General features: G+C 72.3%; 13 protein-coding genes. 9 read left to right on the forward strand and 4 right to left on the reverse strand.

Going from position 1 to position 15,502, the window contains the following annotated elements:
- The first annotated feature begins 24 nt into the window (after window positions 1–24).
- Complete coding sequence (gene dxs / locus ACWC2T_RS24205; RefSeq protein WP_450672431.1) at window positions 25–1,923, forward strand: 1-deoxy-D-xylulose-5-phosphate synthase; 1,899 nt, start codon at window positions 25–27, stop codon at window positions 1,921–1,923.
- The gene (locus ACWC2T_RS24210; RefSeq protein WP_450672432.1) at window positions 1,920–3,305 is read left to right on the forward strand and encodes an aspartate aminotransferase family protein; all 1,386 of its coding nucleotides are present in this window, start codon (window positions 1,920–1,922) and stop codon (window positions 3,303–3,305) included. The genes dxs and ACWC2T_RS24210 overlap by 4 nt, the downstream gene beginning before the upstream one ends.
- Before the next feature lie 7 nt (window positions 3,306–3,312).
- Here the strand turns inward: ACWC2T_RS24210 and ACWC2T_RS24215 are convergent, their stop codons facing one another.
- A complete protein-coding gene (locus tag ACWC2T_RS24215; protein ID WP_450672433.1) occupies window positions 3,313–3,600 on the reverse strand; it encodes a hypothetical protein in 288 nt (95 codons plus the stop codon).
- Window positions 3,601–3,739: 139 nt separating this feature from the next.
- Between ACWC2T_RS24215 and ACWC2T_RS24220 the strand changes: the two genes are divergently transcribed.
- Together ACWC2T_RS24220 and ACWC2T_RS24225 are read left to right on the forward strand one after the other, a co-directional pair.
- Window positions 3,740–4,363, forward strand: coding sequence for a helix-turn-helix domain-containing protein (locus ACWC2T_RS24220; RefSeq protein ID WP_450672434.1), 624 nt, complete (start codon window positions 3,740–3,742; stop codon window positions 4,361–4,363).
- Entirely contained in the window at window positions 4,360–4,482 is a 123-nt protein-coding gene (locus ACWC2T_RS24225; RefSeq protein ID WP_356311148.1) for a DUF6126 family protein, read from the forward strand. Before ACWC2T_RS24220 ends, ACWC2T_RS24225 begins: the two co-directional genes overlap by 4 nt.
- A 40-nt stretch (window positions 4,483–4,522) precedes the next feature.
- On the opposite strand, the gene ACWC2T_RS24230 is transcribed toward ACWC2T_RS24225, so the two are convergent.
- Window positions 4,523–5,320, reverse strand: a complete 798-nt coding sequence (locus ACWC2T_RS24230) for a tyrosine-protein phosphatase (RefSeq protein WP_450672435.1) — start codon at window positions 5,318–5,320, stop codon at window positions 4,523–4,525.
- A 172-nt stretch (window positions 5,321–5,492) separates the two neighbouring features.
- On the opposite strand from ACWC2T_RS24230, the gene ACWC2T_RS24235 reads away from it, so the two are divergent.
- Entirely contained in the window at window positions 5,493–7,565 is a 2,073-nt protein-coding gene (locus tag ACWC2T_RS24235; protein WP_450672436.1) for an alpha-galactosidase, read from the forward strand.
- Window positions 7,566–7,742: 177 nt separating this feature from the next.
- Window positions 7,743–8,528, forward strand: coding sequence for an SGNH/GDSL hydrolase family protein (locus tag ACWC2T_RS24240; protein ID WP_450672483.1), 786 nt, complete (start codon window positions 7,743–7,745; stop codon window positions 8,526–8,528).
- A gap of 160 nt (window positions 8,529–8,688) precedes the next feature.
- Here ACWC2T_RS24240 and ACWC2T_RS24245 read toward each other — a convergent pair whose 3' ends face one another.
- Window positions 8,689–9,303 (reverse strand): TetR/AcrR family transcriptional regulator, encoded by a 615-nt coding sequence (locus ACWC2T_RS24245; RefSeq protein ID WP_450672437.1) that lies wholly within the window; start codon window positions 9,301–9,303, stop codon window positions 8,689–8,691.
- A gap of 131 nt (window positions 9,304–9,434) precedes the next feature.
- Entirely contained in the window at window positions 9,435–10,619 is a 1,185-nt protein-coding gene (locus ACWC2T_RS24250) for a Glu/Leu/Phe/Val dehydrogenase dimerization domain-containing protein (RefSeq protein ID WP_450672438.1), read from the reverse strand.
- 317 nt (window positions 10,620–10,936) lie between these two features.
- On the opposite strand from ACWC2T_RS24250, the gene ACWC2T_RS24255 reads away from it, so the two are divergent.
- The 3 genes from ACWC2T_RS24255 (at window position 10,937) to ACWC2T_RS24265 (ending at window position 15,502) form a co-directional block, all read left to right on the forward strand.
- Window positions 10,937–12,103 carry an MBL fold metallo-hydrolase gene (locus tag ACWC2T_RS24255; RefSeq protein WP_450672439.1) on the forward strand — a complete coding sequence of 389 codons (1,167 nt, stop codon included), beginning with the start codon at window positions 10,937–10,939 and terminating at the stop codon, window positions 12,101–12,103.
- Between the two features lie 575 nt (window positions 12,104–12,678).
- Window positions 12,679–14,964, forward strand: a complete 2,286-nt coding sequence (locus ACWC2T_RS24260; RefSeq protein WP_450672440.1) for a sensor histidine kinase — start codon at window positions 12,679–12,681, stop codon at window positions 14,962–14,964.
- A 103-nt stretch (window positions 14,965–15,067) separates the two neighbouring features.
- Complete coding sequence (locus ACWC2T_RS24265) at window positions 15,068–15,502, forward strand: roadblock/LC7 domain-containing protein (RefSeq protein ID WP_228619279.1); 435 nt, start codon at window positions 15,068–15,070, stop codon at window positions 15,500–15,502.

Below are 15,502 nucleotides of genomic sequence, written 5' to 3' on the forward strand. Positions count from 1 at the left end.
GCACGGACCGAGAGGGGGCCCAGCGTGACCATTCTGGAGACGATCCGGACACCACGCGACCTGAAGGCGCTGTCCGAGGCGGAACTCGGCGAACTGTCCCGCGAAATACGCGAGTTCCTGGTGCAGGCGGTATCGAGGACCGGCGGTCACCTCGGGCCCAATCTGGGGGTGGTGGAACTGACCGTCGCCCTCCACCGGGTCTTCGAGTCGCCGGTCGACCGCATCCTGTGGGACACCGGCCACCAGTCCTACGTCCACAAGCTGCTGACGGGACGTCAGGATTTTTCCAAGCTGCGCGGCAAGGGCGGACTGTCCGGCTACCCCTCACGCGAGGAGTCCGAGCACGACGTCATCGAGAACAGCCACGCCTCCACCGCGCTCGGCTGGGCCGACGGCCTCGCCAAGGCCAACCAGGTGCAGGGCGAGAAAGGCCACGTGGTCGCGGTCATCGGCGACGGCGCGCTGACCGGCGGCATGGCCTGGGAGGCGCTGAACAACATCGCGGCCGCCAAGGACCGCCCGCTGATCATCGTCGTCAACGACAACGAACGCTCCTACGCCCCGACCATCGGTGGCCTCGCCAACCACCTGGCCACCCTGCGCACCACGGACAGCTACGAGAAGGTCCTCGCCTGGGGCAAGGACGTACTGCTGCGCACCCCGATCGTCGGCACCACGATCTACGAGTCCCTGCACGGCGCGAAGAAGGGCTTCAAGGACGCCTTCGCCCCGCAGGGCATGTTCGAGGACCTGGGCCTGAAGTACGTCGGCCCGATCGACGGCCACGACATCAAGGCCGTCGAGTCGGCGCTGCGCCGGGCGAAACGGTTCCACGGCCCGGTGCTGGTCCACTGCCTCACCGAGAAGGGCCGCGGCTACGAGCCCGCCCTCGCCCACGAGGAGGACCACTTCCACACCGTCGGCGTGATGGACCCGCTGACCTGCGAGCCGCTCGCGCCGTCCAACGGACCCTCCTGGACCTCGGTGTTCGGCGACGAGATCGTGAAGATCGGCGAGGAACGGGACGACGTCGTCGCCATCACCGCCGCCATGCTGCACCCGGTCGGGCTCGGCGGGTTCGCCGAGCGCTTTCCCGACCGCGTGTGGGACGTGGGCATCGCCGAGCAGCACGCGGCCGTCTCCGCGGCCGGTCTCGCGACCGGCGGGCTGCACCCGGTCGTCGCCGTCTACGCCACCTTCCTCAACCGCGCCTTCGACCAGCTGCTGATGGACGTCGCCCTGCACCGCTGCGGGGTCACCTTCGTGCTCGACCGGGCCGGCGTCACCGGCGTCGACGGGGCCTCCCACAACGGCATGTGGGACATGTCGGTCCTCCAGGTCGTGCCCGGCCTCAGGATCGCCGCCCCGCGCGACGCCGGCCAGCTGCGCGCCCAGCTGCGCGAGGCCGTCGCCGTGGACGACGCGCCCACCCTGGTCCGCTTCCCGAAGGAGTCGGTCGGTCCGGACATCCCGGCCGTCGACCGGGTCGGCGGCATGGACGTCCTGCACCGCGCCGAACGCCCCGAGGTGCTGCTGGTGGCCGTCGGCGTGATGGCCCCGGTGTGCCTGCAGACCGCCGACCTGCTGCAGGCGCGCGGCATCAACTGCACGGTGGTGGACCCGCGGTGGGTCAAGCCCGTCGACCCCTCGCTGCCGGGCCTCGCCGCCGAACACCGGCTGGTGGCCGTGGTGGAGGACAACAGCCGCTCGGCGGGCGTCGGTTCGGCCGTGGCGCTCGCCCTCGGCGACGCCGACGTGGACGTGCCGGTACGGCGCTTCGGCATCCCGGAGCAGTTCCTCGCGCACGCCAAGCGCGGCGAGGTGCTGGCCGACATCGGTCTCACGCCCGTCGAGATCGCCGGGCGGATCAGTGGGAGCCTGGCCGTCAAGGACGCGGGCGGCACAGCCAAGGAGAGTGAATGAGCACGGAGTTCGACCTCGGCGCCCTGCTCGCCGAGCGCGGAGCCGAACGCTACGAGCTGCACAGCAAGTACCTCAACCCGCAGCTCCCGCGCATGCTGCACACCATCGGCTTCGACAAGGTCTACGAGCGGGCCGAGGGCGCCCACTTCTTCGACGCGGACGGCAACGACTACCTGGACATGCTCGCGGGCTTCGGGGTGATGGGCCTCGGCCGCCACCACCCGGTCGTCCGCAAGGCGCTGCACGACGTGCTCGACCTGGACCTCGCCGACCTCACCCGGTTCGACTGCCAGCCGCTGCCCGGCCTGCTCGCCGAACGGCTGCTCGCCCACAGCCCGCACCTGGACCGGGTGTTCTTCGGCAACAGCGGCACGGAGGCTGTCGAGACGGCGCTGAAGTTCGCCCGGTACGCCACCGGCAAGCCCCGCGTCCTCTACTGCGACCACGCCTTCCACGGCCTGACCACCGGCTCCCTGTCGGTCAACGGCGAGAGCGGCTTCCGGGACGGCTTCGCCCCGCTGCTGCCCGACACCGCCGTACCGCTCGGCGATCTCGGCGCCCTGGCACGGGAGTTGATGAAGGGCGACGTGGCCGCCCTGATCGTGGAGCCGATCCAGGGCAAGGGGGTGCACGAGGCCCCGCCCGGCTATCTGCGCGCCGCCCAGGAACTGCTGCACAAGCACAGGGCGCTGCTCATCGCCGACGAGGTGCAGACCGGCCTCGGCCGCACCGGCGACTTCTACGCCTACCAGCACGAGGACGGCGTCGAACCCGACCTGGTGTGTGTGGCGAAGGCCCTGTCCGGCGGGTATGTCCCCGTCGGCGCCACCCTCGGCAAGGACTGGATCTTCAAGAAGGTCTACTCGTCCATGGACCGGGTCCTGGTCCACTCGGCGAGCTTCGGCTCAGGCGCCCAGGCGATGGCGTGCGGGCTCGCCGTGCTGTCGGTCATGGAGAACGAGCAGGTCGTCGCAGGCGTGCGCAGGACGGGCGAACTGCTGAAGTCCCGGCTGGCCGCGCTGATCGACAAGTACGAGCTGCTCGCCGACGTACGCGGCCGGGGCCTGATGATCGGCATCGAGTTCGGCAGGCCCACCTCGCTGAAGCTGCGCAGCCGCTGGACCATGCTCCAGGCCGCCCGCAAGGGCCTGTTCGCCCAGATGGTCGTCGTGCCGCTGCTGCAACGGCACCGGATCCTCACCCAGGTCTCCGGCGACCACCTGGAGGTGATCAAGCTGATCCCGCCGCTGATCATCGACGAGACGGACGTCGAACGGTTCGTGGACGCCTTCAGCGCGGTGATGGACGACGCCCACAGCGGCGGCGGCCTGATGTGGGACTTCGGCAAGACACTCATCAAGCAGGCGGTGGCGGGCCGCTGACCTGTGCCTAGCCCGGCAGCACGACGAAGAGGAGGAAGAGGTCCGCGAGTCCGACGGCGCCCAGGACCGTCGCCGTGACGGCGGTCCAGAGCCGGCCGATGCCATACGCGGCGTAGTGAATGGCCATGGCACCGAAGGTCACGGCGAAGCCGCCTGCGAGGAGCGACCAGGGGAACAGGACGAACGTGAGGGTGGGCCATGCGCTCGCGGCGGCGATGATCCCGCAGAAGAGGGCGAGAGGAGCGAGCGCGCCGGCGGGCGAGTCGGCCGGGTGGGACGAGCTGGATGCGGCCATGATGCGACCCCCCATTTTTGAACGCGTTCAAGCCCTAAGGGGAGCGTAGCAGGGGCAAGCCGTGTGCGGGTGAGGCCTCGGGTTTTGCCTCATAGGCAAGAATTTTGCCCACTTGGCAAGGCTGGGGCTGAATGGAAGCATGAACGCCTCAGACACCGGCCCACCGGCGGGCCCGGGCGACGAGCTGAGCGCCGTCGCGCCGCAGTTGCGGGCACTGCGCCGGCGCGCCGCCCTCACGCTGGAGGCCGCGGCCCGCGCCGCCGGGCTCTCACCGGCCCATCTGTCCCGGCTGGAGACCGGACAGCGGCAACCGTCGCTGCCGATGCTGCTCGCCCTCGCCCGCATCTACGGTACGACCGTCTCCGAACTGCTCGGCGAGACGGTCGCCGACCGGGACGCCATCGTGCGCGCCGGGGACATGGAACCGACCCGGGCGGGTGGCTGGACGTACTTCCAGGCCGGGGCGCCGGGCCGCGGCATGCAGGCCCTGCGCGTGCGCGTGCCGTACGGCTCGCAGGGCGACATCGTGCGCGTCCACCCTGGCGAGGAGTGGCTCTACGTCCTCCGGGGCCGGCTGCGGCTGCGCCTCGGTGACGCCGCGCACCTGCTCGCGCCCGGCGACAGCGCGCACTTCGACTCGCTCACCCCGCACCGCCTCGCCGCCGAGGACCACGACGGCGTCGAGCTGCTGTTCGTCCACACCCTGCTGCAGAGTCCCACGGCCACGCTGTGCCTGGGACACCTGACCGGAGAGCTGCCATGAGCGACCTCGAGACGAAGTTCCCCCGCTCGCTGTGGATCCGCCTGATCATTTACATCGCCGCGGGCCACCTCCTGGCGGCCTTCCTCTTCCTGTTGTTCGCGTTGGGGGCGAAGAACTGATGGCGCGGCTGCGCCGCCCGCCTGTTCGCTCGCGACCGGGTCAGTCCAGCAGGCGCTCGCGCAGCGCGTCGCGGGACGCCGGGGTGAGTCCGAGGCCCCGTTCCAGGTAGGGGTCCACGCCGCCCCAGGTGGCCTCGATGGTCTCGAACGCCGCCTGGAGGTACTCGGGGCGGGCGTCGAAGAGCGGGCTGAGCAGCTCCATGATCTCCGGGGTGTACGCGGTGTCCGCGCTGCCGCTGCGGCGGACCTTGTAGCGCCGGTGCGTGGCGTTGGACTCCAGGTAGTCGGCGACGATCGCCTCGCGCTCCACACCGAGGGCGAGGAGCGTCACGGCTATGGAGATGCCCGCGCGGTCCTTGCCCGCCGCGCAGTGCATCAGGGCGGGCACGCTGTCCTCGGCGAGCGCGCGCAGCACCCGGGAGTGCTCGGCGGTGCGCTCCTTGACGATCGTCCGGTACGAGGCGACCATCCGGGCCGCGCCCTTGCCGTCGTCGAGGATCGCGCGCAGCTGGTCGAGGTCGCCGTCGCGGACCATCTTCCAGAACTCGGCGCCGTCCGCCGGGTCGCTCAGCGGCAGGTTCATGTTCCGCACGCCGGGCAGCTCGACGTCCGGTCCCTCCAGCTTCTGGTCGGCCGCGTTGCGGAAGTCGAAGATCGTGTGCAGCCCCAGGGAGGCCAGGAAGGCCGCGTCCTCCTCCGTGGCGTGCGCCAGGTGCCCGCTGCGGAACAGCACGCCGTGCCGCACCCGCCGTCCGTCCGTGGTCGGCAGCCCGCCCACGTCACGGAAATTGCGCACGCCGGCCAGCTCCGGCTCGGTCGACGGGACCTGCTGCGTCACGGGGGCTCCTCCCGGTCGGGCCCCGCCGTCGCGGCTCGTCGGCGGGCGCTCCGTCGACCATACGACATCGGTTTCCTGGGGCAAGGAGTTGTCCACAGGCATTGTCACCAGGGCCCATGCGACTGATGATGTTGGCACTTGAGCGGATCTGTTGGCACCTGTGAGGTAATTCGTGGTGGACATCGCCGAAGACGGTCGTACCTGGCTCCTCTCGGGGCCCACCAGCAGCTACGCCCTGCATCTCACCGATGCGGACGAGCTGCTCCACCTGCACTGGGGCCCACGCATCGCCCTCGCGGACGCCGAGGCCCTGGCCAAGGACCCGCTGCCCGGCTACTGGCCCTTCGAGTCCCCGCTCGACGGCCGCGAGGAGTACCCGGTCGAGGGCGGCCCCCGCTTCGTGCGTCCCGCGCTGTCCGTGCGCACCGACGAGCGCCGCGGCACCGAGTGGCGTTTCGTGTCGTACGAGACCGAGGGCGAGGAGCTGCGGCTGCGCTTCGACGACGACGGCCTCGCCGTCACCCTGCACTACCGGATGCGCGATGACGTCGTCGAGCGCTGGGTCACCGTGGCGAACGGCACACACGCGCGCGTGGAGCTGCTGCGCGCCGACGCGGCCACCTGGACCCTGCCCGACCGCGACGGCTGGCGGCTGTCCCAGCTGCACGGCCGCTGGGCCGCCGAGTCCCTGCTCACCACCGCCCCGCTCACCTACGGCGAGAAGGTCATCGGCAGCCGCCGCGGCCACACCGGCCACCAGCACCTGCCCTGGGTGGCGCTCGACACCGACGCCACCGAGGAGCACGGCGAGGTCTACGGCTGCGCGCTCGGCTGGTCCGGCTCCTGGCGCATCGCGGTCGCCCAACTCCCGGACGCGCGCGTGCAGATCACCGGCGGCGCCGGCCACGACGACTCGGGGCTGCTGCGACTGGAGCCGGGGGAGTCGTACACCACGCCCGTCTTCGCCGGACTGTGGAGCGACGGCGGTTTCGGCGGCGCGAGCCGCACCTGGCACGCCTACCAGCGCGCCTGTGTCATCCCGGACGCCGAGCGGGACCGGCCGGTGCTCTTCAACTCCTGGGAGGCGACGAACTTCGACATCTCCGAGGACCAGCAGCTCGCGCTCGCCCGCCGGGCCGCCGGGATCGGCGTGGAGCTCTTCGTCGTGGACGACGGCTGGTTCGGCGCCCGCACCAGCGACCGCGCCGGGCTCGGCGACTGGACGCCCAACCCCGACCGCTTCCCGCACGGACTGAAGCCCCTCGCCGACCAGGTGCACGCCCTCGGGATGCAGTTCGGCATCTGGGTCGAGCCCGAGATGGTCAACCCCGACAGCGACCTGTACCGCGCCCACCCCGACTGGGTGCAGTACCACACGGGACGCAAGCGGACGGAACTGCGCAACCAGCTCGTCCTCAACCTCGCCCGCGAGGACGTGCAGGAGTACCTCTGGGAGCAGCTGGACACCCTGCTCTCCAGCGCACCCATCGACTATGTGAAGTGGGACTTCAACCGCTGCTTCACCGACGCCGGCTGGCCCGGTGAGCCGTACCCGCAGCGCCTGTGGGTGGACCATGTCCGCGCCTTCTACGCCCTGCTGGACCGGCTGCGCGCGGCCCACCCGCAGGTCGCCTTCGAGTCCTGCTCGGGCGGCGGCGGCCGGATCGACCTCGGGGTCATGAGCCGCACCGACCAGGTGTGGACCTCCGACAACACCGACCCGCTCGACCGGCTCGCCATCCAGCACGGCTTCACTCAGATCCACCCCGCCCGGGTCATGGCCGCCTGGGTCACCGACAGCCCGAACACCCAGCTCAACGGCCGGGTCAGCTCACTGAGGTTCCGCTTCGTCAGCGCCATGGCGGGGGTGCTCGGCGTCGGCGGCGACCTCACCGAGTGGACCGACCAGGAACTGGCCGAGGCCCGGCGGTGGGTGGAGCTCTACAAGGAGATCCGCCCGGTCGTCCAGCACGGCGAGCTGTACCGGCTGCGGCCCCCGGCCGGCGGTCTGAGCGCCGTCCAGTACGTCCGGGGGGAGGAGGCGGTGGTCCTCGCCTGGCTCCAGGCGCAGAGCTACGGCGAGCCGGTGCCGGCGCTGCGCCTGCGCGGACTCGACCCGACAGCGTTGTACGAATGCCGTGAAACGGGTGAAGTGCACCGGGGTGCCGTCCTGCTGCACCACGGTCTGCGCACCGGACTCAAGGGCGACCTGGATGCGACGGTTCTCCGGCTGCGCCGCATCTGATCTCGTCATATCCACACACTCAACCCGTCCCGGACCAGCCCTATTCCGGGATTGGCAAATTATTTAAGAGTGTCACATCTCACCGTTCGTCAACCCCTCCCTACGGTCGCGTAGGTCACATCCAAAGGTGAATCATGGTCCGACGTGGCAGACGATTCGAAGAGTGACAACACATCAGTGATCGGGTCGTACGTGGCGGTGGGGGACAGCTTCACCGAGGGCGTCGGCGACCCGGGGCCCGACGGGGCGTTCGTCGGCTGGGCCGACCGGTTCGCGGTACTGCTCGCCGACCGGCGCCCCGAGGGCGACTTCAAGTACACCAACCTCGCGGTCCGCGGGAAACTGCTCGACCAGATCGTGCAGGACCAGCTCCCGCAGGCCGTCGAACTGGCCCCGGACCTGGTCTCCTTCTGTGCGGGCGGCAACGACATCATCCGGCCCGGCACCGACCCGGATGAGGTGGCCGAGCGCTTCGAGCGGGCCGTTGCCCAGCTGGCCGAGGCGGCCGGCACGGTCATGGTGACGACCGGCTTCGACACCCGTGGCGTCCCCGTGCTCAAGCATCTGCGCGGCAAGATCGCCACGTACAACGGACACGTCCGTGCCATCGCCGACCGGTACGGCTGCCCCGTCCTCGACCTGTGGTCCCTGAAGTCCGTGCAGGACCGACGGGCCTGGGACAGCGACCGGCTGCACCTCTCGCCCGAGGGGCACACGCGCGTGGCGCTGCGCGCCGGTCAGGCCCTCGGCCTTCAGGTCCCGGCCGACCCGGAGCAGCCGTGGCCGCCCCAGCCGCCCCGGGGCACCCTGGAGGTCCGCCGCGACGACGTCCACTGGGCCCGCGAGTACCTCGTCCCGTGGATCGGCCGCCGGCTGCGCGGCGAGTCATCCGGCGACCATGTGACGGCGAAGGGCGCCCTGTCGCCCGACGACATCAAGATGCGCATCGCCTCGGTGGCCTGACCCGCACCGACACGCCCCGTACCGACATGCCCCGCACCGGGTTGGCCCGCGGTGCGGGGCACGGTCGTGTGCGGGTGTGCTCGGGCGGCGTGCCGTGCGGAGGCGCCCGGGAAGCGCCCGTGACCACGCCGGACCCCGACGCCCTGCCCGAAGGCGTGATCTAGCGCTCCGTCAACGCCTGCCGGTCCAGGCCCAGTTCCCGTGCGAGCGCCTCGTCGACCCACTCCTGCGCACGCGTGCGGGGCATCGCTCCCGGGTACGACGTCAGCTGGACGGCGAGCCCGTCCAGCAGGGCGGTCAGCCGCAGCGCGGCGCCGGCCGGGTCGGCGCAGGCGAACTCGCCCCCCGCCACGCCCTCGGCGATGACGTCGGCGATCGCCGCCTTCCACTGCTTGTCCAGGTCACGGGTGACCTCCCGCAGGGCCGGCTCACGCAGGGCCACGGCCCAGCCCTCGATCCACAGCCGCCAGCCCTTGGCCTGCCCGGTCGGCGCGTACCAGCGCACCGCGGCCCGCAGCCGGCGCAGCGCGGAGGTCCGCCGGCCCAGCAGCTTGCGCAGATGCGCGAGATCCTCCTCGGCCGCGTAGGTGAACGCGTCGGCGACCAGCTTCTCCTTCGTCGAGAAGTGGTACAGCACCAGCGCGTTGCTGACCCCGAGCGCCGCCGCCACGTCGGCGATCCTGACCGCCGCCACGCCCCGCGCCTCGATCTGCCCGATGGCGGCCCGCAGCAGCTCCTCCCGCCGCTCGGCCACGCTCAACCGCACTCTCGCCACGCCGTCACCCTACACAGCTGCCCCGACAGGCGCCGACGGCCTGTGGACACCCCTGTGCGGCAGGGCCCGAGGCGCCCCACTACTGACTCGTCATTCAGTTCAGGAAGCGGAGGAAGCCGGCGGGAGGTCCGTCAGCGGTACCACCCGAAGCGGTCCGCGATCAGCGGCAGGCGGTCGGCGACCAGGGCGTGGGCGGCCGCGCGCGGGGTCGTACCGTCGGCGTCCGCGCGGTCGAGCACCAGACCGACCAGGGTGCGCATGGAGCGCCGGATCTGCGCGAAGGCCTCGTCGGCGTCGGCGCCGATGTCGCCGAACAGGGTCCACCACCACCAGGCGTTCGTACCGGAGTTGACCACCACGTCCGGCAGGACGGTGACCCCGCGTGCGGCCAGCAGCTCCTCCGCCTCCGGCAGCACGGGCATGTTGGCGGCCTCCACGATCCAGCGGGCGCGGATCCGGCCCTGGTCGGCGGCGCCGATCGCGTACGACACGGCCGCCGGCACGAGCACCTCCGCCTCGGCGGAGAGCCAGTCGTCGCCGGGCAGTTCGCGGTCGCCGGGGCGCAGCACACCGCGGTCGACGGTGCCGTAACCGTCCCGCGCGGCCAGCAGGGTCTCGATGTCCAGCCCCGCCGGATTGGCGATCGTGCCCTTGATGTCGGCGACCGCCACCACCGTCAGCCCCGCGCGTGCGAGGAACCGCGCGGTGGCCCCGCCCATCGTGCCGAGGCCCTGCACCGCCACCCGGGTGCCCGGGTAGGGCACGGCCGCCCGGTCCAGCGCCGTGAGCACCGACTCGGCGACCCCGCAGCCGCCTGCCAGTTCGTCCAGGCCGATGCCGTCCACCTCGACCGCGAAGGCGTCCGCGAGCCGTCTTCGGGCCGCCGCCTCGTCGTCCAGCAGCGGGTACACCGCCTGGACGGAGGAGACCAGACCCGCCTCGGCCGCCGCGCGGTCCACCAGGTCCTGGGTGAGGCCGAGGTCCTCGCCGGTGGTCCAGAAACTCTCGATGTACGGCCGCATGGCGCGCAGATAGCGCACCAGCAGCCCGTAGGCCCGCGGATCCCGGGGATCGCAGTCGATGCCGCCCTTGGCGCCGCCGAGGGGGACGTAGCGGGCCTCGGGGTCGTAGTGCAGGGCCTCCTTCATCGTCATGCCGCGGGCGAGCCCCGTCACCTCCTCCAGCGTGCAGCCGGGGCGCATCCGCAGCCCGCCGCTGGCCACGCCGCGCACCAGACGGTCCACCACCAGGAACCCCTGGCGGCCGGTGACATGGTCGGTCCAGACGAGAGACATCAGGGGAGCGGGGGCGGTCATGGGTCTCCTCGGGGGCGGTGATCGGAGGGAGCCGGGCCGGTCGAGGGCCTCGGCCAGGGCGCTCGCCGGCGCGGCCGGGTCGCACGCGCTGCGCCGGAGCGCGGCGGAGGGTGGCCGCGGACGAGGATTCGGCGAAGGGCGCCGGACGGAGTCCTACTGAATTGCGGGTCAGTATCCTGAGCCGGTCGGTGACCTGTCAACGTGCTGAATCGGCGTTCAGTAGCGTGACCCGGCCCCGCAGGAGTGCCCCGGCGGGGCCGGGCTGTCGGAGGGGCCGACCATAATGGGGAGCCTCACCCACTTCACCGGGAGGTACCGTGACCGGACTGCGTTCCTCGAGCTCCGGGCTCCGCGCGCTGCGGCCCGCAGCCTTCGGCGCGGAACCGGGCGGTGAGCGCCTGGCACGCATCCGCCGCTCCCCCCACTTCAAGGACGGCGTCTTCCAGAACCCGGGCGGGACCGCGCGCACCCGGCCCTCCGGCTCCGGGCTGGATTTCGCGAAGGTGTTCTTCGACAAGGAGACCCGGCCCCTGCGTGCGCCGAAGGGCACCGTCCCGGTGCATCCCACCACCTTCGCCGACCTGGCCAAGCCGCCCGCCACGGGACTGCGGCTGACCTGGATGGGCCACTCCAGCGTGCTCGCCGAGATCGACGGCCACCGGGTCCTGTTCGACCCCGTGTGGGGCGAGCGCTGCTCCCCGTTCCCCGTCGCAGGCCCCAGGCGGCTGCATCCCGTGCCGCTGCCGCTGGCCGCGCTCGGCGAGGTCGACGTGGTCGTCATCTCGCACGACCACTACGACCACCTGGACCTGCCCAGCATCAAGGCGCTGGCCGGCACGGACACCCTGTTCGCCGTGCCGCTCGGCGTCGGCGCCCACCTCGAGCACTGGGGCGTCTCCCCGGACCGGCTGCGCGAGCTGGACTGGCACGAGTCGACCCGGGTCGGCGGCCTCACCCTCACCGCGACGCCCGCCCGCCACTTCTGCGGCCGTGCCCTGCGCAACACCCAGCACACCCTCTGGGCGTCCTGGGCCGTCGCCGGCGAGGAGCACCGGATCTACCACAGCGGTGACACGGGCTATTTCGAGGGCTTCCAGGACATCGGTGCGGCCCACGGCCCCTTCGACGCCACGATGATCCAGATCGGCGCGTACAGCGAGTTCTGGCCCGACATCCACATGACGCCCGAGGAGGGTCTGCGCGCCCATCTCGACCTGCAGGGCGGAGCACCGCACGGCGCGCTGCTGCCCATCCACTGGGGCACCTTCAATCTCGCCCCGCACCCCTGGGCCGAGCCGGGCGAGTGGACGAAGGAGGCGGCCGAGGAGGCCGGTCAGGCGGTGGCCCTGCCTCGCCCGGGCGAGCCCTTCGAACCGGCGGGCAAGCTCCCGGCGGAGGCGTGGTGGCGCGGCGTGTCGGGGGAGTTGCGGCGCACCTGGCGCTCGGTCGGCGCGTTCGTGGCGGAACCGCCGACGCGGGCCTGAGACCGAGCGGCAGTCAAGGCCAGGGCTTCGCGCTCCGTGACTTTCCGTGAGGAGTGGCAGCGTCGCCAGGGCCGGTTTCCCGGTGGCGGGCGTGTGCTGCCGCTCATGCAGAAAATGCCGGACGCGCGTGGGGCGGGCGGTGGACCGATGGGATGCGGTCTGCCGCCCGTCGCTTTTTTCTGACCGCTTTTGACCAGCAAGGTCCGTTCCTTTTCGACCGATCGAAGGGCGAGCGGCCGGGTTATCGGTCTGTCGTACGAGGCTTCATACCAGAGCGGGACGCTCCCCGGGGGACTTTGTCAACTGCCCACCGCACATGATGCTCAGGCAACTACTGTGAGTGTCCGTTGCGTCGCGAGGCCGGATTCGCCGGTCCCGCGGGCCGACAACGCGATGACGCACGCCCGCCTCGCCCACCGCGTGGGGAACGGGCCCGACGGACCAGTACGAGGACGCAGATGTCTGACCTGCGAGCACCGGCCACCCGTGCCGACCGCCGAGAGGGCGGCCGGCACGGGAGACCGGTCGCCCGACCCGCTCCCGCACTGCCCGAAACGCATATACGGCCCCAGCTCATGCGGCTCGCCGTGCTGCCGCCCCTCGCGGTCGCCCTGAGCGCCACCGCGGCGGTCCTCTTCAGCATCCGCTCCACCGGCGCCCGCACCGGCCCCACGCTCTGGGCCGTACTCGCCGGAGCGGTCGGCGTGGCCGTCGCCGGCATCCTCATCGCCGCCGTGGCCGCCGACCGGGCCGCCCGCTCGGTCTCCGACCGCGTCGAGGCACTGCGCAGCACCGCCGCACGCGGCGAGGCCGACCTGCACGCCCTGGTCGACGCGCTGCGCCAGGGGGACACCCCGCCGCAGCGCGCACCACGCCGCCGGCCGCCCGAGGACGCCGACGACTTCGAACTGCTCGCCGCCGACCTGGCCCGCGCGCACGACGGCGCCGTCACCGCCGTCGTGCGCGCCGCCCAGCTCTCCAGCCAGGCGGGCAGCGAGCAGAAGCTCGAGGTCTTCGTCAACCTCGCGCGCCGGCTCCAGTCCCTCGTGCACCGGGAGATCTCGATCCTCGACGAGCTGGAGAACGAGATCGAGGACCCCGACCTGCTCAAGGGCCTGTTCCACGTGGACCACCTGGCCACCCGCATCCGGCGGCACGCCGAGAACCTCGCCGTGCTCGGCGGCGCCGTCTCCCGGCGCCAGTGGAGCAACCCGGTCAGCATGACCGAGGTACTCCGCTCCGCCATCGCCGAGGTCGAGCAGTACTCCCGGGTCAAGCTGGTGCCGCCGATCGACGGCGAACTGCGCGGCCACGCCGTCGCCGACGTCATCCACCTGCTCGCCGAACTCATCGAGAACGCCTCGGTGTTCTCCGCCCCGCACACCCAGGTGCTGCTCCGGGCGGGCCTCGTCACCTCCGGACTCGCCGTGGAGGTCGAGGACCGCGGGCTCGGCATGCCCGTCGGCGAGCAGAACCGGATGAACGCCCTCCTCTCCGACCCCGACCAGGTCAACGTCGCCAGCCTGCTGGCCGACGGCCGCATCGGGCTCTACGTCGTCTCCCAGCTCGCCCGGCGGCACGGCATCCACGTTCGGCTGCAGACCAACATCTACGGCGGTGTGCAGGCCGTACTCGTCGTCCCGCAGGCGCTGTTGGGTACGGCGCCCGGAGCGGCCGGCGCGGTCGCGGGTGTGGTCGCCGGGGCGGGCGTACACCGGCCGCAGGATCCCACGGACACCGGTGCGTCGCCGCAGGTGCGGCCGCAGGGACACGGGCAGGGACCGACCCCTGCGCAGACACTGGGCGGCCGGGCCGGGGGCGGTGCCTCCGCACATGCCGGGATCGGGCCGGCCGGCCGCTCCGCAGCGGCCGCCGGGCGCGGGCCGACCGCCTTGGGGAGCGGGCCCGCGCCCGCACCCGGAGGCGGGCCCGCTTCCGGGGCCCGGAGCGGGGCGGAAACCGGGGCCTGGCGGGGGACCGGAGCAGAGCCGGGGGCCGGCGTCCCGCAGGGATCCGGAATCGGGGCCGGACCCGTGTCCGGCGTCACCTCCGATGCCGGGGCCGGGGGCACCTCCGGTGGCGAGGCCGGGTCCCGTTCCGGTCACGTTCCGGCGACCGGGCGGCGGCGGCACGCCCAGCGGGGCGACGGGCGGCGCGACGCCGAGAGCGGGGCTGTGCGGCCCGGTGCGGAGAGCGGGAGAGGGGGACCAGGCGCGGAGAGCGGGGACGGCGGGCGCGGCGAACGCGGCCTCGCGCCGCTTCCCGTGCGGGGCGCCCGGCAGGACCGGCCCAACCCCGCCGAGGCCCTTCCCGGCATCGCCGCCGGGGACCGGGCGACGGTCGAGGCGCACGCGGGCACCCTGCCCACGCCGCGCACCGGCACCGTGCGCGGCACCATGAACAAGCCCCAACTGCCCCGCCGCCGCGCCCAGGAGCACATCGTTCCCCAGCTGCGCGGGGGCCCCGCACCCCGTCAGGACCACGACACGGTCCCGGGCCACGACCCGGGCCTGATGGCGGCCTTCCAGCGCGGTATCGGACTCGCCGAGGCGCAGCAGCACATGGAGAGCCAGGAGCCCACCCGCCTGGATGCCGGCCACCTGGATGAGAGCCATCCTCTGGCGCACCGTCAACTCTCCTCTATGTCACCGGACTTCACCAACTCGCCGCGCGTGCAGCCCGCCCCCATGGCCTCAGGTCATACGAGCCCAGACCACATGAGCCCAGACCACATGAGCGCGGCCCACATGGGCTCCGACCACAGTGACCCAACCCCCATATCCCAGGGGCGCACCCACGCGCCCGCATCCGACGGTGCCCGTGGCGCCGGCCGGCCCGACGGGAGCGCCCCGGCCGGCTGACGCCCGCACCATATCCACCCCCCATCCACCCCCACCCCGACCAGCGACCCCCCCAACCCCCAGCGCTCCCACAGACCTTCGTACCCCAAGGAGTCGATCCACCATGGCGAGCGATGCGCCGACCGCCCATGCATCCGACCTCGACTGGCTGCTGAGCGGCCTCGTGCAGCGCGTACCGCACACCACCAGCGCCGTGCTCCTGTCCTGCGACGGGCTGGTGAAGTCCGTGCACGGCCTCGACATCGACAGCGCCGACCACATGGCGGCCCTGGCCTCCGGCCTGTACTCCCTCGGCCGCAGCGCGGGCGTCCGGTTCGGCGACGGCGGGGACGTCCGGCAGGTCGTCGTCGAGCTCGACTCGACCCTGCTGTTCGTCACCACCGCCGGCTCCGGCACCTGCCTCGCCGTGCTCGCGGGCCGCGAGGCCGACGCCGCCGTGCTCGGTTACGAGATGGCGATGCTCGTCAAGAGCGTCCGCCCCTACCTGGTGACCGCTCCTCGGCAGCACGCCGTCGAACCCACGGCGACGAGGCCTTGA

The organism is Streptomyces sp. NPDC001393 (assembly GCF_053597455.1).